Source organism: Streptomyces sp. NPDC047085 (assembly GCF_040643735.1).
Taxonomy (GTDB): domain Bacteria; phylum Actinomycetota; class Actinomycetes; order Streptomycetales; family Streptomycetaceae; genus Streptomyces.
In genome coordinates, this window is sequence record NZ_JBEYUW010000007.1 from 243,350 (window position 1) to 266,013 (window position 22,664).

General features: G+C 72.9%; 13 protein-coding genes. 5 read left to right on the plus strand and 8 right to left on the minus strand.

From position 1 onward, the window contains the following. From ABZ865_RS24805 to ABZ865_RS24815, 3 genes are all read left to right on the plus strand, one after another. The gene (locus tag ABZ865_RS24805; RefSeq protein ID WP_361234251.1) at positions 1-3,738 is read left to right on the plus strand and encodes a DUF5682 family protein; all 3,738 of its coding nucleotides are present in this window, start codon (positions 1-3) and stop codon (positions 3,736-3,738) included. Continuing rightward, positions 3,735-5,543, plus strand: a complete 1,809-nt coding sequence (locus tag ABZ865_RS24810; protein WP_361234253.1) for a hypothetical protein — start codon at positions 3,735-3,737, stop codon at positions 5,541-5,543. The genes ABZ865_RS24805 and ABZ865_RS24810 overlap by 4 nt, the downstream gene beginning before the upstream one ends. A 394-nt stretch (positions 5,544-5,937) precedes the next feature. Next, on the plus strand, positions 5,938-8,100 hold the full coding sequence (locus ABZ865_RS24815) for a SpoIIE family protein phosphatase (protein WP_361234256.1): 2,163 nt from the start codon (positions 5,938-5,940) through the stop codon (positions 8,098-8,100). Between the two features lie 162 nt (positions 8,101-8,262). Here ABZ865_RS24815 and ABZ865_RS24820 read toward each other — a convergent pair whose 3' ends face one another. Continuing rightward, positions 8,263-9,447: a type III polyketide synthase gene (locus ABZ865_RS24820; RefSeq protein WP_361234259.1), complete on the minus strand. Its 1,185-nt coding sequence runs from the start codon at positions 9,445-9,447 to the stop codon at positions 8,263-8,265. An 821-nt stretch (positions 9,448-10,268) separates the two neighbouring features. Here ABZ865_RS24820 and ABZ865_RS24825 point away from each other — a divergent pair. Next, entirely contained in the window at positions 10,269-11,159 is an 891-nt protein-coding gene (locus ABZ865_RS24825; protein WP_361234262.1) for a hypothetical protein, read from the plus strand. A 28-nt stretch (positions 11,160-11,187) separates the two neighbouring features. On the opposite strand, the gene ABZ865_RS24830 is transcribed toward ABZ865_RS24825, so the two are convergent. The 5 genes from ABZ865_RS24830 to ABZ865_RS24850 all read right to left on the minus strand — a co-directional run bounded on the left by ABZ865_RS24830 (position 11,188) and on the right by ABZ865_RS24850 (position 18,404). Further along, positions 11,188-13,203 (minus strand): vWA domain-containing protein, encoded by a 2,016-nt coding sequence (locus ABZ865_RS24830; RefSeq protein ID WP_361234265.1) that lies wholly within the window; start codon positions 13,201-13,203, stop codon positions 11,188-11,190. Further along, positions 13,200-14,501 (minus strand): hypothetical protein, encoded by a 1,302-nt coding sequence (locus ABZ865_RS24835; protein ID WP_361234268.1) that lies wholly within the window; start codon positions 14,499-14,501, stop codon positions 13,200-13,202. The genes ABZ865_RS24830 and ABZ865_RS24835 overlap by 4 nt, the downstream gene beginning before the upstream one ends. Then, the gene (locus ABZ865_RS24840; protein WP_361234271.1) at positions 14,501-16,387 is read right to left on the minus strand and encodes a hypothetical protein; all 1,887 of its coding nucleotides are present in this window, start codon (positions 16,385-16,387) and stop codon (positions 14,501-14,503) included. Before ABZ865_RS24840 ends, ABZ865_RS24835 begins: the two co-directional genes overlap by 1 nt. Positions 16,388-16,393: 6 nt before the next feature. Then, complete coding sequence (locus tag ABZ865_RS24845; protein WP_361234274.1) at positions 16,394-17,377, minus strand: hypothetical protein; 984 nt, start codon at positions 17,375-17,377, stop codon at positions 16,394-16,396. A 604-nt stretch (positions 17,378-17,981) separates the two neighbouring features. Beyond that, positions 17,982-18,404: a secondary thiamine-phosphate synthase enzyme YjbQ gene (locus tag ABZ865_RS24850; protein ID WP_361234277.1), complete on the minus strand. Its 423-nt coding sequence runs from the start codon at positions 18,402-18,404 to the stop codon at positions 17,982-17,984. Between the two features lie 212 nt (positions 18,405-18,616). Between ABZ865_RS24850 and ABZ865_RS24855 the strand changes: the two genes are divergently transcribed. Next, positions 18,617-19,732 carry an NAD(P)-binding domain-containing protein gene (locus ABZ865_RS24855; RefSeq protein ID WP_361234280.1) on the plus strand — a complete coding sequence of 372 codons (1,116 nt, stop codon included), beginning with the start codon at positions 18,617-18,619 and terminating at the stop codon, positions 19,730-19,732. 12 nt (positions 19,733-19,744) lie between these two features. Here ABZ865_RS24855 and mltG read toward each other — a convergent pair whose 3' ends face one another. Further along, the gene (mltG, locus tag ABZ865_RS24860; RefSeq protein ID WP_361234283.1) at positions 19,745-20,653 is read right to left on the minus strand and encodes an endolytic transglycosylase MltG; all 909 of its coding nucleotides are present in this window, start codon (positions 20,651-20,653) and stop codon (positions 19,745-19,747) included. A gap of 202 nt (positions 20,654-20,855) precedes the next feature. Then, entirely contained in the window at positions 20,856-22,658 is a 1,803-nt protein-coding gene (locus tag ABZ865_RS24865) for an ABC transporter ATP-binding protein (protein ID WP_361234286.1), read from the minus strand. Positions 22,659-22,664 lie beyond the last annotated feature (6 nt).

Here is a 22,664-nt window from a genome sequence, read left to right on the forward strand (position 1 = left end):
GTGTCCCACGCATCCCCCGAAGCGGCCGTGGCGGCCCTCACCGACCCGGCGGCGCCCTACCTCATCGGCGTACGGCACCACGCGCCCTCGCTGGCCGCGGCGATGCCGGCGCTGCTGGACGCCGCCAAGCCGGACGTCCTGCTCGTCGAACTCCCCGCCGAGCTGCAGGACTGGCTGCCCTGGCTGGCCCACGAGGAGACCCGTGCGCCCGTCGCCCTCGCCGCGGCACCGGTGGGCGGGGCCGGGGGCAGGGACGGGGGCATCGGCGGGAGCGTGGGGCCCGCGTTCTATCCCTTCGCGGACTTCTCCCCGGAGCTGGCGGCCGTGCGGTGGGCGGCACGGCACGCGGTACCGGTCATCGCCTGCGACCTGCCGCTGGCCGACCGGGCCTGGACGCGGGACGAGCCCGGGCCCGGCGGCGGTACCGGGCACGACTCCCGGGCGGAGACCGGCGCACCACCCGGCCGGGACACGCCGGTTGCCGTCGACCGCACGCCGACCGGGCGGCGCCTGGCCGACACCCTCCGCTCCGGCCTCACCGGCCGCCCAGGGGACGACCTCTGGGACCGGCTGGTCGAGGCCGCCGCTCCCGGTTCCACGCCGGAGGCACTGCGGCGGGCCGCGCTGCTGACCGGGTGGGCGCTGCGCGAGGACGCGGCGGCCGGGGGCGGCGTACCCGGGCTGGACCTGCGACGGGAGCGATGGATGCGCTCCTGCCTGGCCGCCGCCACCGCGCACGGGGAGCGTGCCGCCGTGGTCGTGGGCGCCTTCCACGCCCCGGCCCTGCTGGCACCGGCGGACCTTGCGGGAGCCGAGGGCGCCGGGGGTGGCAGGGCCGCGTCGGCGGGCCCGGCCTGGACGACGTCCCTCATCCCCTACACCTACGCCCTCCTGGACGAGCGTTCCGGATACCCGGCCGGTATCCGGGACCCCGAGTGGCAGCACATGGTCCTGGAGGCGTCCGGTGATCCGGCGGCGCTGGAGGAGGCGCTGACGCGGGCGGCCGTGCGCGTGTGTGCGGCCTTGCGGGGGCTCGGGCATCCGTCGGGGCCCGCCGACGCGCGGGAGATCACCCGCCTCGCCGGTGATCTGGCCCGGCTGCGGGGGCTGCCCGCGGCGGGCCGGGGCGAGTTGGTGGAGGCCGTGCAGACGGTGCTCGCGCAGGGGGAGCCGTACGGGCGGGGCCGGGCCGTGGCACGGGCGATGGAGCAGGTGCTCGTGGGCACCCGCGCGGGGCGTCCGGCGCCGGACGCCCCGCGCAGCGGGCTCGCTCCGGCGGTCGAGGCCGAACTGGCCGCGCTGGGGCTGCCCGGCCCGGCGGACTCCGGCCCGGGCACCGCCCGCGACCTGCGCCTGGACCCGCTCCGGTCCGGCCTGGACCGCCGCCGCGAACTCCTGTTGCGCCGCCTGACGGTGTGCGGGGTGCCGTACGCGCAGCCCAAGGAAGTCGCCGGCGCGGGCGGGGCCGAGGCGCTGACGTCCCGTTGGGAGGTGCGCTGGACGCCCGCCACGGCGGCCATGCTGACCGCGGCCGGGGTCCGTGGGGTCACCCCGGCCCAGGCGGCCGAAGGCCTGCTGCGCGAACGGCTGCGCGCGGAGCGGGACGAGGGCGGCCCCACGGCGGCGCAGACGCTGCGCGGTCTGGAGCAGGCGGCCGAGTGCGGCCTGCCCGGGCTCACCGACGAGCGGCTGGACGACACCGCCGGCGTGCTGCCGAACTGTGGCACGCTGCCCGAACTCCTCGCCGGTCTGGCCCTGTTGGACCGGCTGAGCGCCGGTCACATCGCCGGGCTGGACGCCTCGGACGACCGTACGGCGCGGGCGGCGGCCGTGGCCGACCTGCTCACCGCCGCCGCTGTGCGCCAGGTCGACGGCCTCACCGGCTCCGAGGACCCCGCCGACGCCCACGCCCTGCTCGAACTCGCCCACCGCGCGGACCTGCTGGGCGGCATCCGGCTCACCGACGCGCTCGCCCGGCTGGCCGCCGACGGTTCCCCGCTGATGCGCGGCGCCGCCGGAGCCGTACGCGTGCTGCTGGGCCACGAGGATCCGCGGGTTCTCGGTGACCGGGTGGCGTCCTGGGTGGACGGGGCGGCGGACGCCGAATCCCGGTCGGCGCTCACCGCACGGCTCACCGGACTGCTCACGGCTGCCGGGCAGTTGCTGGAGTCGGCCGGCCCCGCGCTGGAACCGCTGCTGGGCCGGGTGTCCGGCCTGTCCGACCGGGACTTCCTGGACCGGCTGCCCGCCCTGCGCGGCGGCTTCGACACCCTCAGCCCCGCCGCGCGCGAGCGCCTGCTGTCCACCGTCGAGGAGCGCCTGGACGACCGTCACCTGGCCGACACCGGCACCGTCGACCCCGTGGCGCTGGCCACCTGGACGCGCGCGGACCTGGCGGCGCGTGACGTCCTCGGCCGGCTGGGACTCCTGCCGCCGACACGCCCGACCGATCCGACCAGCACGACCAGCACGACCGGCGCAACCGATCCGACCAGCACGACCGGTGCAACCGGCCCGACCGGCGCGGCCGACACGACCGGGGCAACCGGCCCGACCGGCACGACCGGGGCGGCAGAGGCAGTCGCGCCCGACGCCGACGGTCCCGCCACTCCCGCATCCGACCCGAACCGCCGTCTCACTCCCTCCGACCGCTGGCGTCTCGTCCTGGGCCGCCGCACCGATCAACTGCCGTCCCACGCCCACTCTTTGGCGACGGCACTCGACGAGCTGTACGGCAACGGGCGCGGTGAGGGCTCCCGAGGTGATCTCACCGGCCCCGGGCGTGGTGGCGGGCGGCAGGCGTCCTATCCCGGGGTGCGCGAGTGGTCCGAGGAGCTGGCGGCGCTCTTCGGGCCGGGAGTCCGGGAGGAGGTGCTGGCGGCGGCCGCCGCGACCGGGCGGGCGGATGTGTTCGCGGAACTCGACGCGGACACCGTACGGCCCTCGGTCGACCTGCTCCGCTCGGTGCTGCGACACGCCGGCGGGCTCCCGGAGGCCCGGCTGGCCGCGCTGCGTCCCCTCGTCCGGCGCCTGGTCGACGCGCTGACCCGGCAGCTGGCCACCCGGCTGCGCCCCGCGCTGCACGGCACCGCGCTGCCGCGCCCCAGCCGGCGCCCGGGCGGCGGCCTCAACCTGCCGCGCACGTTGCGGGCGAACCTGGCGACCGCGCGCCGCATGCCGGACGGCACGGTCCAGGTGATCCCTGAGCGTCCCGTCTTCCGCACCCGGGCCCGCAAGGCGGCCGACTGGCGGCTGATCCTGGTCACCGACGTGTCGGGCTCGATGGAGGCGTCCACGATCTGGGCGGCGCTCACGGCGTCCGTGCTGGCCGGGGTGCCCACCCTGTCCATGCACTTCCTGGCCTTCTCCACCGAGGTGATCGACCTGACCGACCATGTCGAGGACCCGCTGTCGCTGCTGCTCGAGGTCAGCGTCGGCGGCGGCACGCACATCGCGGCCGGGCTGCGGCACGCGCGCGAACTGGTCACCGTGCCCTCGCGGACCCTGGTCGTGGTGGTCAGCGACTTCGAGGAGGGCTACCCGCTCGGCGGGCTGCTCGCCGAGGTCCGCGCGCTGGTCGGAGCCGGCTGCCAGGTACTGGGCTGCGCGAGCCTCGACGACGCCGGCCGTCCGCGGTACTCCACCGGGGTCGCAGGCCAGCTGGTCGCCGCGGGCATGCCGGTGGCCGCCCTCAGCCCGCTCGAACTCGCCCGCTGGGTAGGGGAGAAGATCGCATGAGCCCACAGCTGCCCCCGGTCGCCCCGGCCGTGACCGCCGAACTCGTCGAGGCACTCTCGCCCCGGCTGCGCAAGCGCCTCGACGCGGGCGTCGCCAAGCTGGCGGACAGCCCCACGGTCGTGGACGGCGACACCGTACGCGTCGCCGTGGACGACACCACCCACGTCGAACTCCATGCCCCCGGCGGCACGGTGACCACCCCGGACGCCATCCGCTGCGGCTGCCTCCTGGCCCCGGCCTGCCTCCACCGGGCGGCCGTGGCCTCGGCGGCACCGATCGCGGAGCCGACGGAGGATCCGGCCGCCGACGAACCGGCAGCCGCCGTACCGGCCTCGGAACCGGCCCCGGCATTGGCACCGGAGCCGGAGCCGACCCTAGCCACGGCGAGGGCCGAGGACCCGGAGCAGGCACCGCCCGGCGCGGAGCCCGGGACGGCCGCCGCCACCGTCGCACAACGCACCGCCGCCCAGGCCCTGATGACCGCGGCGAGCGCCGTACTCGACGCGGGTACGGACGGTTCCGGAGCGGTGCTCCAGGCGGAGCTGCTTCGCGCCGCGCACACCGCGCGGCTCGCGGGTCTCCCCCGGGCCGCCGCCTCGGCCGTGTCGGTGGTCACCGCGCTCCGCGCGGCCCGCTCGGCCGACCCGGCGTACCGCCTCGCCGATCTCGTGAGCGCACTCGGCGACGTCCTGGCCGTGGCCCATCGCGTCCCGGACGCCGAGGGCGCCGAACTCACCGAGCTGCGCGGCACCTCCCGGCAGCCGTACCGCCCGGACGGCTCCCTGCGCCTCTACGGCCTCTTCTCCGAACCCGTGCTGACGGCGAGCGGCTACGCGGGTGCCGTCACCTGGACCGCCGACGCCGACGGCCGGCTGTACCAGGTGTCGGACGTGGCACCGGGCGGCGCGGGCCGGGTGGTGGGCGCGGCCGACCGTGCCGTACGCATCGGTGACACGGCCCTGACGCACCGCGAGCTGTCGCGGGCGGGGCTCGCGGTGTCCGGGGCCACGGTCTCGCCGACGGGCCGGCTGGGAGCGGGCGCACGGGTGCGGGCGGTCCGCGCGTCCGGTGTCGACTGGCGCGCGGAACCCCTGGACCGGCTCTGGGCTGTGCCCGTCGCCGAACAGGTGGCCCGCGCCCTGACCGGCGGTCCCGGCCTGCTCTTCCTCGACGTCACGCTGACGGGCACGGTCCGCGAGGCGACGGGCGACTGCCTGCTCGCCGAGTGCGGAGGTGTCGCCCTGCGCCTGACCGTCGCCCACGACCACCCCGCACTCCCCCATCGCGACAACCACCGCCTGCTGGCGGCGGCCCGGGGCAGCCGGCTCCGGATCGTCGCCCGGCTCACCCCGGCCGGGCACCCCCGGGCCACGCTCCTCGCGACCGAGCACCCCACCGCCCCCGGCACCCATGTCGATGTCGGCCTGGACCGCCTCCAGCACGCGGACCTCCCCGCGATGTCCCCGACTCCCGCATCGCCTCCCCTCACCGTCCCCACACCCGACGAGGCCCCGATCCACCTGCTGCGCCGCCGCGTGCACCAGGCGGTGTCGGGCGGCCGCCGGGTGCTGTCCCTCCCCGGCGGCACCACCACCGACGCCCGGCGGCTCGGCCGACACGGGCTGTCGACGGCGGGAGACATCCTGAGCGAACTCCACGCGGCGGCGGCGGAGCGCTCACGCGACGTCTTCGGCCGCCTGCTCCCCGCGGACACGGACCGCTTCGCCCGGGCGTGGCTGGCCGCGACCCGTTACACGGACGAGCTGGACCGCGCACTGTGCACGGCGGCGTGGACGCCGGCGTGATCACGGGGTCGAAGCCGACGACCACGACGCCGGCGAGGTTCCTCAGCTGCTTTCTCGCCCTGCCCGGAGCCGAGGAGGGCGTGGCTGTGGGCTTCAGGGCACTGGGACTGTGACACCGCATCCGCCCAGTGCGACTCACCAGAGCCGTCGGCGCCGGCCCCCGGTGGTCCTGCGGCGGTCGTCGCGTCCTGGCGGGCGACGGCCGGTGGCACAGTGCGCACGGCGCCGCCGGCCGCGGCACTGCTCACTGTCCGCGTTCACGGCGTGATCCGCTGATGTGGGCGAAGCGACTCCCGGTGTTATTCAATGAGGTATGCCGTCCGGGATCTCGGGCCCCGTCGGACGGGTCCGAGTACGGCCCCGGCGCCGCGCCGGGGATTGCTGAGAGGGCCGCATGGACTCCACACCCTCCGCATCGTCCTCTTCGCCGTTCGACCTGCTCAGCGGTGCGCTGGGGCGCTACATCCCGAGCGGCGGAGCGGCAGCGGCCGCCGGTCCCGCCGACGCGCGGGACGACCGCGCCACCGGCCGGCGCGTACCTGATGACGCGGCAGCCGGCCGTCAGGAGCAGATTCTCGGCGTGGTCAACCTGGACCGGGACCTGAGAATCACCCGCAGCAACCTGGACGCCCCCGTATTCGCGGGCGTGGACGCCGCGGCCGGGACTCCTTTCGTCGATCTCCTGCCTCCTGGAGACGTACCGACGGTCACACGGCGGTTGCGGCAGGTCCTGGAATCCGGCGAGGCGCACGTCGCCCGGATCCAGCGCCTGCGGCGCGGCGACGGGTCGGAGCTGGTGGTCTCGCTGAGCATCCTGCCCGCCGCGGCGCCTCAGGAGGGCCTGACCGTCTCCCTGATCGCCATGGCCCGCAGACTCCACCTGTACGCCGCCGAGACCGCGATCGGCTCCTCGCTGGACATCGGCGAGACCGCGCAGTCGCTGGCGGAGTCCCTGCTGGCCTGGGGAGACGTGGCCGCCGTCGACCTCGACTTCGCCGTGTGGACGGGCGAGGGAGTCATCGGGCAGACGCAGCGGCGCATCCGACTGCGGCGGGCGGCCCTGGTGCCGGACCGGGCGTGGCCCGAGGGCTATGCGACTCCGGGCGACGATCTTCCCAGCGACGCGAGTCGCCTTCTCGCGCAGGCGGTACGGCGGGACGACGCCCCGCAGGCCATCGTCATACCCGACCGGGCGGCGGTCGAGCGGGTGCTCGGCTGTCCGCGGCTGATACGTGCCCTGGTTCCCGGCAGCCGGTCGGCGGGTGTGGCCTGCATACCGCTGGTCCTGGACGGCGAGCCGCCCGTCGTGCTGGGGGTGGCCGAGGTCTGGCGGCGGGCGGACTGCCCCTTCCGCGACAGCGAGCTGCTCGACCTGCAGGAACTGGTGGCCAGGACCGTCCATCACGTCGACCTGGCCCGTCAGCACCAGCGCGAGCACACGCAGGTGCTGGCGCTGCAGCGCCGGCTGCTGCCCCGGACCGGCGGCGACACCATCGAGATAGCCAGCGTCTACCAGCCCGCCACCCCCGACAGCGCGGGCGTCGGCGGCGACTGGGTGAACAGCTTTCCGCTGCCGGACGGCCGTACCGCGCTGGTGGTCGGTGACGTCGTCGGACACGGCCTGGGAGCCGCGGCAACCATGGGCCAGCTGAGCATGGAGGCCCGCGCCCTGCTGTCCGCGGGGCTGGCGCCCGACGAGGTGCTGGAGCACCTGGACAAGACCGTGACGGTGCTGGACGACGCGGAGTCCGGGCTGGCGGCCGGCTACAGCGCCCTCGGGTCGACCTGCTGCATCGCCCTCTACGACCCGGTCAGCCACCGCGTGGCGCTGTCCAGCGCCGGCCACCTCCCCCCGGTCCTGGTGTCCCCGGACGGGCACGCGGCGCCGGTCGCGGTCCACCCTCATCCCGGCCTGGGCGCCGAGTTCGCGCTCCGGGAGCCGTTCGACGTGCACACCTTCCCCGCGCCCCCGGGTTCCCTGCTCGCCCTCTACACCGACGGCCTGGTGGAGGATCCGGCCACGTCGATCGAAGAGGGCATCGGCAGACTGGCGGACGCCGTGTCCAGGGTGCACCCCTGGGACGCCCTGCAGCAGGCCGCGCGGCGCGTCGTCTCCGCGCTGGCGCCCGTGTGCCAGCGCGACGACGTGACCCTGCTCCTGGCGCGAATGATCGGCTACCGCAAGGGGGACACCGCGACCTGGCGGCTGCCCGCCCGCGACGACGCGCCCGCCCGCGCCCGCGCGCAGGTCTGCGCGCTGCTGCGGCAGTGGCGCACCAGGGACGACACCCGGGACAACGTGTCGCTGCTGATCAGCGAGCTGGTCACGAACGCGGTGCGGTTCGCCACCGGTCCCATCACGGTTCGGCTGATCAGGGCCGGTCACGGCCTGCTGTGCGAGGTGGGTGACACCGGCAACGGCAGGCCGCGTCTGCGCCGGGGCGGCCTTCTCGACGACGGCGGTCGTGGCCTGCACATCGTGCACAGGCTCACCACCCGGTGGGGGGTGCGGTGGACGGACACCGGCAAGGTGGTCTGGGCCGAAGTCGCGAGGTGACACGGCCGCGGGGCGGGGCGCGGCCGACGTGGGGCGCGCCGCGAGGATACGGGCGGTGTGCGCGTCAGCCGACGCCCGCGACGGTACGGAAAGCGCCCTCACCGGCGCCGTGCCCCGTGCTGCGGGCGGCCCACTCGCCGGTGCGGGGGGCGCTGACTCGCGCTACAGCCACTCCCCCTCCAGGGCGGTGGCGGTGAGGCCCGGTGCCGCCGCGTACAGGACGGCGCGACTGCCCGGCTTCTGCCCGGCGTCGTGCGCCCGCCGCATGATGTCGAACACGGCGGCGCCTCCGCGGTTGCCGCTGGTGTAGCTGTCCCGGCTGTAGTCCAGCAGCCCCGACGGCCACGCGTCGGGCATCGTCTGCTCCATGTACTCCAGCACCCGGGTCCCGCCGGGGTGCGCCAGCAGCAGGTCGGGGTGCCAGGAGTCGGGGTCGTCCTGGTAACGGACGCGCAGCCACTCCCACATGGCGGTGACCGTCTCCTGTACGGCGCGCGGCCCCCGCCGGTCCATCACGAAGTGCGTGCCGTCCGCCCGCGTCTCCAGGCGGTGCAGGTCGTGGGTGCCGGGCAGGGTGTGGTGCCAGGCGGCGTCCAGCCGCAGCACCGACTCGCGCCTCGGGCGGCCCGTGACCACCGCGGCGACCGCGGTGTCCGCGAACAGCAACCGGACGATCAGGGACTCGAGGGTGTCGTCCGCGGGCTGGTAGGTCGTGCTCAGCGCCTCCGCGATCACGACCAGCACCACCCGGTCGGGGTCCGCGGCCACGAGGTCCGCCGCCAGGGCGAGGGAGCGGGTCCCCGCGATACAGGCCCACTGCGTGGCCGGCAGCAGCATCGCGTCGTTGCGGAGCGGGAGCCTGTTGGCCAGGGCGATGTCCAGACCCGGCAGTGCCGGCGTGGTGGAGTGACTGGTGATCAGGCAGTCGATGTCCGCCGCGTCCAGCCCGGCGATCTGCAGGGCCCCGCGCGCCGCGCGCTCCCCGTAGGACTGCACCGCCTCCCAGGCCGGTGCGGTGCGCTCCTGGACGGTCTGCGGCCCGGGTATCGCCTCGAGTGCGGCGATCACGCGGTCCACGTCCTGCTGGCTGAATCCGTCGCGCGCCAGCGCCTCTTGGGCCGACCCGATGCCGACACCCTGTAGGCCGCCGCCCTTGCCGGGCGCGACGGCGGTCTCCAGCGGCAGCATCCACCCACGGGTCTCGATGCCGGTGCTGGCCGCGATGCCGTCGATCCGCGGCGCCCACGCCGCATGCGCGTGCCGGTCGCGCACCTCCGCCACGATCTGGCTGGTCTCCACGGCGTGCTCGCCGTGTATCACGGCAGGAGGGCAGAGGTAAGCGGCCATAATGGGGCACCTTTCCAGGGAAACAGGCAGGAATGTCACGAGTGCTGTGTCATGGGTCACTTTGTGATGTCGCGCCCAAGAGGTTGCCGAAGGGCTCCACTTCGGGAGCCGATGTCCGTTTCGAGCATGGCCACTAAAGGGACATTTCCGCTGTGATGCACATAACTTAGGCAGCTCCGGGAATGCGTGACACGGCACACACCGCCGAGACAAGGGCACTCACAGCACTCCCGCCCGCCCTACCTGACGAACCGTCAGTCAGCTGCAGCTCCCACCGGCAGACCCTCGGGGGACGGGAAAACGCGCAGCGGAGCTCGACGCGGCCTGACGGCGTTCACTACAGAGCCGGTCGCCGAGCGCAACGGTGCGGACTCCTGCACCACAACTTCGAACGGTGTCAGGGCATCTGCGCGTCGCCATCGCCGGACTGCCCACGATCTGAGATCCATGGCACCGCCAACAACCCCTGGGATCACGACGGCGCGAGTTCGTCGGCCACGTCCGCGCCGCTCGCGGCGGCGGAAGTGATGCTCTGCCGGAACGCCGACCCCAGCGCAGGCGTGACCTGCGAAGTCACCACTCCGCATCGCTGCGCCACTTCGCGGGAAACGACCGGTGTTCACCATTCGCCCCGCTTCCGGGACTGTCCCGGACGGTGGATAGGGACATGGCAGCCGGCGCCGCACCGCGGGAGCAATCCGGTCTCACCCGTGGGTTCTCTTGGGCATCATGAGGGGTGCACGGTGGCGGCCTTCGGACCGGAACGGGAAGGACGGGACTTCATGGCGCGGAAACCGCGGAAGTCGGGAACGCAGCAACCGGTGCAGAGAATCGTCCTGCCCGTCGAGCGTGGCGCCACGCCGTCGAGCGGCGGCTCCTCGGCCGCACGCTCGGCCGCCGGTCCCGCGTCGCCGGGCACCCGCCCCCGTACCGGCGTGCCGGCGCCTCAGAAGATCCTGCTCCCGCAGGAAAAACCGCGCCCGGCGGGCGGGCCGCTCCAGCAGCAGACGGAAAGCGTCCGCCCCAAGAAGAAGAAGAAGTCGCCGCGCGTACCCGCCCCCAAGGCGCCTCCGAGCGTGCCCGTCCAGCACACGCCCCTCCCGGGCTCGGCCCCCGACCAGGCACAGCACCTGCGGCGCGTCATGGGCGAGGGCGACCCGCACATGCTTCGGCGCGACATTTCACGACTCTTCAGAAGCGGTCCCGCGCAGACCGCGAAAGTCATGAAGAACCTCACGGCCCGGAAGGACCGCCGACTGCTCGTACGGACCGTCCGCCAGGCCGCCGAAGACCTCGATCGGGCGCTGAAGGTCTACGACCATCTCCGGGTGTGCGGCGTGCACAACTGTGCCGTCGCGGTTCTCTTCGCCGCCGTGGAAGAGCGCCCCGCACGCCTCCCGGACATCCTCGAGCATCTGCGGCAGAAACAGCGGCACGAGGACGCCCGGCGGCTCCGCTCCGCGACCGCCGTCCTCGCGACAGGGCACACGGCTGCCACGATGGACGAGGAGGTGGCCCGGGTCCTGCAGTACACCTCGTACAGGGTCGCAGCAGAAAGGGAGTTGTCCCGCAGCAGGCGGCAGAGGAGAGAACAGGCAGCGCGCGAGAAGGCCGCGAAGGCTCCGTCTCCCGTGCCCGGCACGGGAGACGGACGGTCGACGTGGCGGCGGCTCCTGCGATGGGTCGCCGCACTGTTCCGGCAGCGAGCCTGAGGGAGTCCGGTCGGCCGGTGGCCGTCGGTCACCACCCTTGCTGCACGACACGTACGCCCTCGAGGGCGGCCGGGGGCGCGGACGGCGCAGGGGCGGCGGGCGCGGCCGGCTCGGCGGGGGCAGGAACGTGCTCCCCCTGACCCGGCGGTGGGGAGACCAGCAGTTCGAGGACTTCACTCAGCACCGCCGACAGGTTGCGGAGCAGACCTCCCTGTAGCCGCTGCCAGCCCTCGGCGTCCTCCTCACCCACCGCGTACATTCCGGTGTGCTTCAGAAGCACCTCGCCGACCTGGCGGTTCTGCTCCTCCGTCCGCTTTTCGTACTCCGGGTTGTGGAGGAAGAAATTGCGCAGTCCGTGCACTTCTCCCAACCGCCCGTCCCACAAGGGTTCCACCAGTGCGGGCAAGGGGAGTTTCGCCGCGTACTTCGGGTCCGACTTGGGGAAACGGACGGATTTGTGGATGCGCTCGTGGAACACCTTGTAGGCGGCCGCCAGCCAGGCGGTGAAATCCATATGGCTCACGGCGATCCGTCGCAGCCGTTGCAGGTCGACCGGCGGCGCCGCGTCGAACAGCGCGTAACCGAGCCGGGGCACCGACGCCGCGCAGATCTCCGAGTAGAGCCCGAGGGCGGTCTCCACCTGTGTCTCCCACCGCTCCCGCCGGGACGGGTCGACCACCGCGCGACGGGGCGCGACGGTGACGGCTGCGGGGTCGAGCTGCAGCGCGGGCAGCCGCCTCTGCGCCGGGGAGCCGACGGACCTGGCGACGCCGCTGCCCAGCTCCGCGAAGTACTCCTCGAGCACTTCCACCCCCCCGATGCGGTGCCGGTCGCCGCCGGCGACGTCGACCAACTGCTGCAGCAGTTCGTGGTTGGGGACCAGGTGCTGGGGCGGCTGGAGACGGACCTTCTGCTGCTTGCAGTAGTCCTCCCACCAGCGACCGAAGAGCGTCTGGTCGCTGATCCCCACCGCGTGGAGCCGGATGCCGAGCTCCGTGTGGAGTTCCTCCATCGTCGACACCGGGTCTTCCGTGCCCACGACCGACTCGCCGCTGCGGTCCTCGCTCAGCGGCGCCCAGTGCGCGCCGTCGCTCACGAGGACGATGAGCTTGTCGTTGTCGGGCACGCCGTGCCGGTAGAGCAGCTCCCCCGCCCGGTGCAGGGCCTTTCCGATGTCGGTGGGCTGGTCACCGTGTTTGAGCAGGGTGACGGCACCTCTCAGCTGCTCCAGACTCCGGTCCCCGGGAGCGGTCGTCACCTCGGCCATGCCGTCCCGCCCGGGGAAGAGCACCTGGGTGGTGAGGTCGAACCGGACGAGGGCGAACCGCGTGACCAAGCCGTCCACCTGAGCCCGCGCGTCGATCATCGTGCGCAGGGCCCTCTTGAGAGCTTCCATCCGGGTCACTCGGAGGTCCCTTCGGACACGGAAGCCTTCGCGTACGTCGGGGATGTCATCGGCCCCCATGGAGCCGCTGCAGTCGGCCAGCACCACGATGTCGACAGCGCTCCGCACACCCGGGGCGAACACGCTGATCCTCGTCGCCGCGCCGATGCTCAGCAGTCCGTCCAGCGGCTGCCCGGACCGATCGGTGGCGGAACGCACCCGGAAGGGGTGGCCCCCGACGTCGATCCACTCGTCCGCGTGTCCTTGACCGTCCCCGTGCACGAAGACGTGGCCGGACAGCAGCGTCGAATTCTGTACACGTCGGGTGGCCTCGTCCAGGGAGAGTTCGGCCGGTGATTCCAGCTCCACTGCCGCCGGCACCGCCGCTTCCACGGGGTTCAGACTCCACGGCGCCTCCGCCAGCCCGTACTCCAGGGCCAGCTGTTCCGGAACGACCAGCACGTCCTCGGGCAGCTCGGGGACGGGGACCAGCCGTACGGCCACGGACCGGTCGGAGCCGGTGCCGCGCGGCAGGAGCACACCCGCGGTCTCCGCCGAGACCCGGCGCGCGGACAGGGCCAGTCGGTTGCCGGCCACGAGCCCCTGCCCCGTCGCCGTGATCAGCCGTGTGTTGTCCGGCGCAAAACCGGGGACACTCATTCCCGCTCCAATTGAATGTTGATACCGAGCCGCGTCCGCAGATCCTTGACCACCGCGCCGCCGGTACCGATGAACCGGCTGCGCATTTCCTGGGGGACCCGCACGAAGAGGATGTTGCTCTTGCGCCTGTAGTCGGAGAACGTGACGGCATCCGCGAGCTCGTGCTTTCCGGACTGCTGCAGCAACGTCCGCAACCGTGCGAAGTGCCCGCGTCCTTCTTCGTGGCTGTCGCGGAACCGCTGCACGTCCTCGCGCCGTGACGCCGCCTGCTCGTCGAGCAGGCGGAGAGCGGTCTGCACGAGGTTGCCGCCGTCCCTGGCGCCGCGGCGTCGCAGGTCGTCCTGGAGCCGTACGAACAGGGCGTCGACGGCCCCCATGTCGAGGACGAGCTGGCGGGTGTTGATGAAGATGTGCCGAACGATGCCGATACGCGGCAGGAACGCCGCCCTGCGTCCGCCGTACCGGCTACCACGGCGGGCCTGGGAACGTGCCACGGTACCCGCCACGACGAGGGCGACCAGGGCCTCGGGAGCGGACCCACGCAGATCCCTGTGGTGTCGGCTGCACAGCGCGAGCCCCTTGCTCCGCGATCCGTAGATCTGCCACCGCATGACGTGCTCGCCGCAGACCCGGCGGCCGCAGGCGCGCGCGTCGTCCAGGGTGCGGTGCTCGCAGCGGATGTGCCCCGTGGCCGGGCAACCGGCCCGTTCGCAGGCGGGAAAGCGGTCGGCGTGGCAGTCCACGCAGTAGGCCAGGGAGGCATCGCCGGGGTGCGCGACGAGATGGTCACCGCACCACGCCCGCCCCGACCGGCAGCGCGGGCCCCCGCACCAGCTACGGGCCGGCCGGCCGCACCGGCAGGTGGGTACGTGCCGGGCGCAGGACGCCCGGAGACTGCCTTCCAGGAAGACCGCGTGAGCGTCGCATACTCGGCCGGGTCTCTCCTTGGTGCCGCAGCCGGTGCAGGTGAACGGGGCATAGGTGGTCGTTCCGGAGGCCCGGCACGTGTCGCAGGGGTACCGGACCGCCGGCGGCTCCAGAACCCCACGTACGGCGAAGGGCGTTGCCGCGCTGAAGGGCACAGGCGCCGTGGCCGGGCTGAGGAACCAGACCCCGACCTCTCCTTCCTCGCCGAAGTCGAGCCGCACCCGCGGCCCCGACCGGGGGTCGACCGTCACCAGGACGGGCTCCAGTCGCTCCCACAGCTCCACGTAGCCGTCGGGCGATCCGGGCACCTTCCGGTGGGCCCGCAGATCCAGCATGACGGGCACGGCGGCCGCGACATGTGCCGTGGTCATCAGGTGGCCTCCTCGGTGGCGTCGGTCGTCCTGTCCCCCGCCGGCGCGACCAGCAGGAGCTCTACCGTGCCGCGGCGTTCCTTCGCCTTTCCGGTGTACGTGGTGTCGGTGAGCAGGATGGTTCTGACGCCGCCAGGTGGCCGACCGAGCGCGCGAAGTCCCGCGCGTACCCGCGAGCGGTCGGCTTCGGGTACGTCCCAGTGCAGGAGCGCGAGTCCCGACTCGCCGGCGCTGCTCAGCGCGCGACCGGCCGCGGGTTCGTCCCACGACGACAACGGGCTGTCGCAGCTGACCTGCTGGGCGCGCCGCGGGCGCAACACACGGCGCAGGGCTTTCGCCTCCTCGCGGTCCCGCTGCCGCAACGGCCGGGTGAGATCGAGGACGGTGGCCGAGCGGCAGTACACGCGCAGTGCCTCGACGATCTCGTCAGGCGTCCGGTCGGCACCCGCCACTACGTCGAGGAGCCGCTCGGCGGACAGACCGGCGTGGGGCCTGCTGCGTTTGTCCGAACGAGACGCCGGGTGGCTGGCCGCTGCGTCCGTCCGGCGCTGTCCCGACGTTCCGGTGGTCTTCTGCCGGTCCGGCACGGCACGTGCGGGGTCCAGCTGCTCGGCCAGCCAGACGCGGGCGGCCGAGGTGCTGCCTGCCGCACGGTCCAGGTTGGCGGCGCTGACATGATCCTTGATCAGCCACTCGGGTGACCTCAGCCCCTTCGCCAGCCGGTCGGCCGCGAGCAGGCCGGTGTCCTGCGCGTGCCACCTGGCGAGAAGGTCGTTCTCGTTGCGCACGAAGCCGTCGGAGGACGCGTCGACGGTGAGCTCCAGACCCAGAAAGATCTGGGAGAGCTCGTCGGGGTGGGCATCGAGCTGCCGGAAGTACGGCAGGAGTTCAGCGAGCATCGCCGACGCCGCCTGCCGCGCCGTGACCATCGCGGTCGTGGTCGTACGAGCACCGTTCGGCTTCGCTGGTCCGCCGGCCGACGACCGCTGCTCGACGTCGAACTGTGCGGCCAGCCCGTGGGCGATCGCCCGTGAGCGATTGCGCTCCAGCACGGGCTGCGGGACGGAGCGCACCCGCTGGCCCGTTCGTTCCAGGTCCCGCACCCGCATGGCGATCGCCTGCGCGACGAGTGCGTGCACCATGGTCGAAGAGATCGACATCTGGGCGTCGAAGAGGCGGAGGGCCACGTCGCCCTCCGCCGCCAGGCTCGCCTCACCCAGCGGGTTGACGTCCATCGCCTCGAGCCGGGCCAGCCGCTCGTTGCGCCGCAGCCCGGCCCGTACACGGTCGAGGTGCTGAGACGAGAAGGAGGCGATGTAGCGCGTCGCGACCTGGTCGGTGGCCCGGGAGAGGCGAGCTGAACCCCTGGGCGAGGCACCCGCGGGACCGTGGAGTTGGCGTGCTGTCAGGGAGATCAGGGACGGCGAGTACTCACGGACCAGATTGCAGAGCAGTTCGCGCTGTACGTCACTGACCACTTCGAGGGAGTGCAGGTCCGCGCACAACCCACCCGCCGGGTCGTCACCTCCGCCGGGAACCCAGCCGCTCGGCATCAGGAGACCGCCGGCCTTCCGCGTCTCGTCGGCCACGACGGCGACGGCCTCGGCCAGCGCCCCGGCCACGGCCCTCCGCATGGCCTGGTCGTGCAGCACGATATGTCCCGTGTCGATCCACACCGCGGCAGGGGCCCGGGGGATGCTACGCAGGGTCAAGGGCACACCGGTGGGCAGGACGGGTAACCGGGGCGGCTTGGCCAGCAGCCGTGCCGTGAGCGCCGCCCGGGTCTCCAGGCCGTACTGGTCCCGGTCTCGGGGCCGGCCGGTCACCATGTACCCCTTGGCCAGCCGCTGCCTGAGCGGTCCCGAACGGTAAAGCGAGACGAGCAAGGGAAATCAGTCCTCCGGCCTTCGAAGTTCGGCGGACGCGAGCTCCCGCAGGGCGGGGATCGCGATGAACAGCACGACCGTCATCACGAGCGCCGTGAGCGTGCTGAACAGCAGCGTCTTCGGCCCGGGCTCCCCCCACAGCGCCCCGGCCGCATAGGCGACGGCGAACGGTAGCCCGATGGTGGACAGCAGCCCGACGGCGAGCCCATTGCGCCGGGCCCGGGCGGTCTCCACATAGCGGGCGGCATCGGCGAGCGCTGTCCCGGCCTGTGTGAGGAGTCCTGGCAGTCGGTGCTGTTCCTGGAAGCGCTCGAGGAGCGTGTTGGCGTTGCCGTGCGCGGTGATGTGGGAGGACCACAGCGCCCGCCGCAGTTCGATTTGCTTGCGCTCCAGGTCGAGCAGGCGTCGGGCCTCCGCCCGTCGCGCGGGCAGCCGGGCCAGGGCATTGGCCAGAAAGTTGACGCCCAGCACCTGCAAACGTCCGAGGAGGAACGCATCGAGGTAGATGGTGTGGACGAGCGACTCGGCCCTGGGGTGGAAGCCGGCGTCGTCGCCCGAGTCCGGTGAGATACCGACGAAGGCCGCGCCGTCCCGTAGCACCAGCGCCTGCCAGTCCGCGGAGAGCCGAACTCTCCCGGCGAACAGCCCGTCGTCCTCCGGATCGGGCGGGAAGCGATCGACCGGCGTGGCGGACGCCGACAACCACAGCCATTGGTCGCGGGCACCCCACCCCGCGTACGCCGGCGGCATCACTTCGGGCAGGACTCCGTCGTCGAACGTGACGTGCGACAGGACCCATGCCTTGCGCTCGGATTCGAGGGGCCGGACCCCGGCGGGCAGCAGTCGCGCGTACTCCACGCGCATCGCTGTCAGGTCGCGGAGCCGCGGAAGGTCGTTCAGCGGATCGCCGGACAGCCGCACGTGCAGCACGACGACGGCCCGCCGGGGCGCGTCTGAGGCCAGGACCGGGGGCAGGCGCAGCACCTCCATCGCCTCCACCACGGGTGCGGCGGGCGTCCCGCCGGGAGCATGCGGGAGAGGGGGAACGGAACGGTGCCAGCGGGAAGGGTGACCGATCGCGCCGTAGAGGGACTCTCCAACGCGCGGCTCGAAGTACGTCATCCGCCGTTCCCGGTCGGCCACTCCGGCGGCTAATCGCACCGGCAAGGGGCCCTCCGCCCAGTCAGCCGCCGGTGGTCCGTCCGCAAGCGTCTCAACATCGAAAACGACACACGCCGTCCCCCGTTGTACGGACACGTAACCCCCCACCGTTGGTTCCGGCTCCTGTGACGCATGCTACTGCCGTTTCTGCCATCTGTTCTCCGGATCGGATGGGAGCCGGAGAGTCCGAATCGGCTCGGGACCAGTAGGCGGTTATCGAGGAGCGTTCCGCAGCTGCCAGGTGGGCGGCGGAGGCGAGCCAGGCCCGGGTACAGCCGTCTGCCGAGGGGCCGACGCGGCTGTTGTGACAGAAGAACGGCGCGGCCCGGATCCACTGGCCGGGCACGCTCACCGCATCCGCGCCTCGCCGTTCAGGTTCCGGGTCGTTTGGCGCGGCTGGACCTCGCCTCTACAGTCCCACCGAAGCGAATCCCTAGCCGAAGAAGCTCAGCCGCACCTGACGGTTGGCGTTGTCCTTGTTGGTGTCGACCAGGCACACGGACTGCCAGGTCCCCAGTTCCAGGCGGCCATCGATCACCGGGAGGGTGGCATGGGGCGGGACGAGGGCGGGCAGGACGTGGTCGCGGCCGTGGCCGGGGCTGCCGTGCCGGTGCTGCCAGCGGTCGTCGCCGGGAAGCAGGGTGTGCAGGGCGGCCAGGAGGTCGTCGTCACTGCCGGAGCCGGTCTCGATGACCGCGACACCGCAGGTCGCGTGAGGGACGAAGATGTTGAGGAGACCGTCGCGGCCGGCCGCCGCCTCGCTCAGGAAGTCCTCGCAGTCGCTGGTGAGGTCGACGACCCGTTCCTGGGTCCCGGTGGCGACATGAAGCACTCGCGTGGTGAAGGCATCTGACATGCACTCCATCCTGACCCATACGCCGTGCTTCAGCGGACTTCGCGGGACCGTTTCCTGAAACGCGGGGCGCTCGCCTCGCCGGGCCGAACCGCGCGACTCGCGGACGACCTGATCGGTGACGGTTGGCGCTGCCGTCGGACACGCGGACGACCGATGCCCGGACGGGACGACCTCTCGGGAAGACCGACGCCCGGCCCGCTGTTGGTGCAAGCGTGAACGATGTACGCGAGGTCGAGGTAGTCGTCATAGGCGCTGGACAGGCAGGACTGTCCAGCGCCTACCACCTGCGGCGCACCGGTTTCGAACCCGGCCGCGACTTCGTGGTGCTGGACCACTCCCCCGGCCCGGGCGGCGCCTGGCAGTTCCGCTGGCCGTCACTGACGTACGGCAAGGTGCACGGCATGCACGCGCTGCCCGGCATGGAGCTGACGGACGCCGATCCGGCGCGGCCGTCGGCGGAGGTGATCCGCGAATACTTCGACCGGTACGAGCGCACCTTCGACTTGCGGGTACGGCGCCCCGTCGACGTGACGGCCGTACGGTCCGCGGGCGAGGGCGGGACCGAGGACGACGCCGGCGACGTCCGGGCCGGGCGGCTGCTCGTGGAGACCTCGGACGGCATCTGGTCCGCCCGGGCCCTGATCAATGCCACCGGCACCTGGGACCGGCCCTTCTTGCCGCGCTATCCCGGGCAGGAGGACTTCCGGGGGCGGCAGCTGCACACCGCGCAGTACGCCGGGCCGGAGGAGTTCGCCGGGCAGCGGGTCGTGGTCGTGGGCGGAGGGGCGTCCGGCACCCAGCACCTGCTGGAGATCGCCCCGTACGCGGCCGCCACCACCTGGGTCACCCGGCGGCCGCCCGTCTTCCGGGAAGGCCCGTTCAACGAGGAGGCGGGCCGGGCGGCCGTGGCGCTGGTGGAGGAGCGGGTACGGCAGGGGCTGCCACCGAGGAGCGTGGTCTCCGTCACCGGCCTGCCGCTCAACGACGCCATCCGGCAGGGCCTGGCCGACGGGGTCCTCGACCGGCTGCCGATGTTCGACCGGATCACCCCGGACGGAGTGGAATGGGACGACGGACGGCACGTGAACGCCGACGTCATCCTGTGGGCGACCGGGTTCCGGGCCGCGCTCGACCATCTCAGGCCGCTGCGGTTGCGCGAGCCCGGCGGCGGGATCCGGGTCGAGGGGACCCGCGCGGTCGCCGACCCGCGGATCCACCTCGTCGGCTACGGCCCCTCGGCCAGCACCATCGGAGCCAACCGTGCCGGACGCGCGGCCGTACGGGACATCAGGCGGCTGCTGGCCACCGAGGAACCGGTCGCCGCTTGACGTCCCGCCGGCTCACGGGGATGGCTGATTACCCGGCGACTGCCGCGGGGCGGTGCTCCGCTGTGGGCTCTGGCTCGGCGTCCGCGACTGCGCCTTGGCGGCCTGGAAGGCGTTGAAGTCGGCCACGTTGCGCTGGTGCTGGGCATAGTCGGCGGTGAAACGGGTGTCACCTGGCTTGACCGTGACGAAGTACAGCCAGTCGCCCGGCGGTGGGTTGAGCACGGCGCGCATCGCGTCCTCGCCGGGGTTGTCGATCGGCGTCGGCGGCAGGCCCAGGCGCTGGTAGGAGTTGTACGGGCTCTCGATCTGGGTGTCGTCGGCGGTGGTGTGGATCGTGTTGCGGTTCAGCGCGTAGTTGAGGGTGGAGTCCATCTGCAGCGGCATACCGCGCGCCAGCCGGTTGAGGACGACCCGGGCCGCCTTCCCCATGTCGGCCTGCGTGCCGGCTTCGGCCTGGACGATGCTCGCGATGGTGACGGCCTGGTAGACGTTCATCGCGTTGCGCTGGGCCCCGGCCGCGACCGGCGCGGCGTTGAACCTCTTGTTGGCGGTGTCGACCATGAGCCGCAGCACCGACTCCGGGGTGGCGCCCTTGGCCAGGGGGTAGGTCGCCGGGAAGAGGTAGCCCTCCGGGTTGCCCTCGGCGGCGTTCGGCAGCTTCAGGCCGGCCTTGGCCACGGACTTGCGGGTGCTGCCCGCGGGCAGTTTGAGGGCCTTGTCGACGGCGTCGTAGATCTGGCCGGCGCGCCAGCCCTCGGGGATGACCAGTGTGGCGGTCTTCGCCTCCCCGTGACCGCCGTCCATGACCAACAGCGGCACCGCCACGGCGGTGCCGGCCAGGGCGGCGCCGGCGACGACGAGGACGATTTTGCCCCGGCGCGTCAGCCGCATCGTGCTCCGTGGCGGAGTGTTCTTCTGCATGCGGGCACGGTAATACGTATATCGCCGTAAACCCGACATATCGTCAGCTTGTCGACTCCGGTCGTGCGACAGACCTCGGTGACGGCCGTTACGCCGGCCCGCCGGTCCCGGTCGCACGTCGGCCCGCCGGTCCCCATCGCGTATCGGCCCGCCGTCCCAGTGATGCGTCAGCCGACCGGACCGACCGGGGTCTGGTCGTGCGTCAGCTCGCCGGCTCCAGGTGCGCGTCGCGCCGTACCAGGGCCGCGTACCGGCCGTCCCGCTCCAGCAGTTCCTCGTGCGTGCCCCGTTCGGCGACCCGGCCGGAGTCCAGGACGGCTATCTGGTCGGCGTCCCGGACGGTGGACAGGCGGTGGGCGATGGTGATGGTCGTCCGGTTGGCCGACAGGGCGTCGATGGCGTCCTGGACGGCGGCCTCGGTACGGGTGTCCAATGCGCTGGTCGCCTCATCGAGGATGAGGACGGGCGGGTCGCGCAGGATGGTGCGGGCTATCGCGAGGCGCTGCTTCTCGCCGCCGGAGAAGCGGTGCCCGCGTTCGCCGACGACCGTGTCGTAGCCGTCGGGCAGCGCGGCGATGTGGTCGTGGATCTGCGCGGCCCGGGCCGCGGCGTGCAACTCCTCGTCGGTCGCGTCGGGCTTGGCGAAGCGGAGGTTGTCGGCGACGGAGGCGTGGAAGAGGTACGTCTCCTGCGAGACGACGCCGACCGCGCGGGCGAGGGTGTCGAAGTCGAGGTCGCGGACGTCCACGCCGTCCAGGGTGACGCGGCCGCCGGTGACGTCGTACAGCCGGGGCACCAGATAGCCGAGGGTGGACTTGCCGGCGCCGGTCGGGCCCACGAAGGCGAGGCTGCCCCCGGCGGGCACGGTGAGGTCGATGCCGTCGAGGACGGGACCGCCCTTGTCGTCGTAGCGGAACTCGACATCCTCGAAGCGGACCTCGCCCTTGATCTGGTCGAGGTGGACGGGCTCCTCACGCTCGGTGATGTCGATGGGCAGGTCCAGGTACTCGAAGATGCGCTGGAAGAGCGCGAGGGAGGTCTGGATCTGGACGCCGGTCGCCAGCAGGCTCACGGCGGGGCGGAACAGGCCCTGCTGGAGCGAGACGAAGGCGACGATCGTGCCGAGCGAGACCTGGGGGCCGCCGAACTGGAGGGCGAGGCCGGCGGTCCAGTAGATGACGGCGGGCATCGCGGCCATGACGATCGTGATGACGGCCATGCGCCAGCGGCCGGCCATGTTCGACCTGACCTCGAGGTCGACCAGGCGCTCGGACTCCTCCGCGAAGCCCGCGGTGAGCGAGTCGGCGCGGCCCATGGTGCGGCCGAGCAGGATCCCGCTGACGGACAGCGACTCAGTGACGGTGGCGGCCATCGCGGCCATCTGTTTCTGGCGCTGGGTGGTGATCTTCTTGCGCTCGTTGCCGACCCGGCGGCTGATCCACACGAACACCGGCAGCAGGAGCAGCGAGACGATCGTGAGCCGCCAGTCCAGGGCGATCATGGCGACGATCGTGGCGACGACACTGGTGACGTTGGAGACCAGGGAGGTCGCGGTGGAGGTGACGGTGGCCTGCATGCCGCCGATGTCGTTGGCGATGCGGGACTGCACCTCGCCGGTGCGGGTGCGGGTGAAGAAGGCGAGCGACATGCGCTGCAGGCGGCCGTAGACGGCGGTGCGCAGGTCGTGCATGACGCGCTGGCCCACGGTGGTCGAGATCAGCGTCTGGAGCACACCGAAGACACTGGCGAGGACCGCGCTGAGGATCATGCCGAGCGCGAGCAGGCTCAGCAGGCCGGTGCGGCCCTGCGGGATCGCGACGTCGAGGGTCTCCTTGAGCAGGAACGGCGTGGCCACCGAGACCAGCGAGGAGGCGCCGACCAGCAGGCCGACGATCGCCAGCCGCCCACGGTAGGGGCGGAAGAGCTTCAGGATGCGGCGCACCTGCCGGGGCTGTTCCTCGGCGTCGGCAGGCGGGGTCCAGGAGAGTTCACGGTCGGGATGCATGGGCTC

Bases quoted from the DNA above. Each gene is read 5' to 3' on its own strand.
- ABZ865_RS24820 (WP_361234259.1), bottom strand. From the start codon at position 9,447: ATGGCCGCTTACCTCTGCCCTCCTGCCGTGATACACGGCGAGCACGCC.
- ABZ865_RS24830 (WP_361234265.1), bottom strand. From the start codon at position 13,203: ATGAGTGTCCCCGGTTTTGCGCCGGACAACACACGGCTGATCACGGCG.
- mltG (WP_361234283.1), bottom strand. From the start codon at position 20,653: ATGCAGAAGAACACTCCGCCACGGAGCACGATGCGGCTGACGCGCCGG.
- ABZ865_RS24835 (WP_361234268.1), bottom strand. From the start codon at position 14,501: ATGACCACGGCACATGTCGCGGCCGCCGTGCCCGTCATGCTGGATCTG.
- ABZ865_RS24845 (WP_361234274.1), bottom strand. From the start codon at position 17,377: ATGGAGGTGCTGCGCCTGCCCCCGGTCCTGGCCTCAGACGCGCCCCGG.
- ABZ865_RS24810 (WP_361234253.1), top strand. From the start codon at position 3,735: ATGAGCCCACAGCTGCCCCCGGTCGCCCCGGCCGTGACCGCCGAACTC.
- ABZ865_RS24865 (WP_361234286.1), bottom strand. From the start codon at position 22,658: ATGCATCCCGACCGTGAACTCTCCTGGACCCCGCCTGCCGACGCCGAG.
- ABZ865_RS24815 (WP_361234256.1), top strand. From the start codon at position 5,938: ATGGACTCCACACCCTCCGCATCGTCCTCTTCGCCGTTCGACCTGCTC.
- ABZ865_RS24850 (WP_361234277.1), bottom strand. From the start codon at position 18,404: ATGTCAGATGCCTTCACCACGCGAGTGCTTCATGTCGCCACCGGGACC.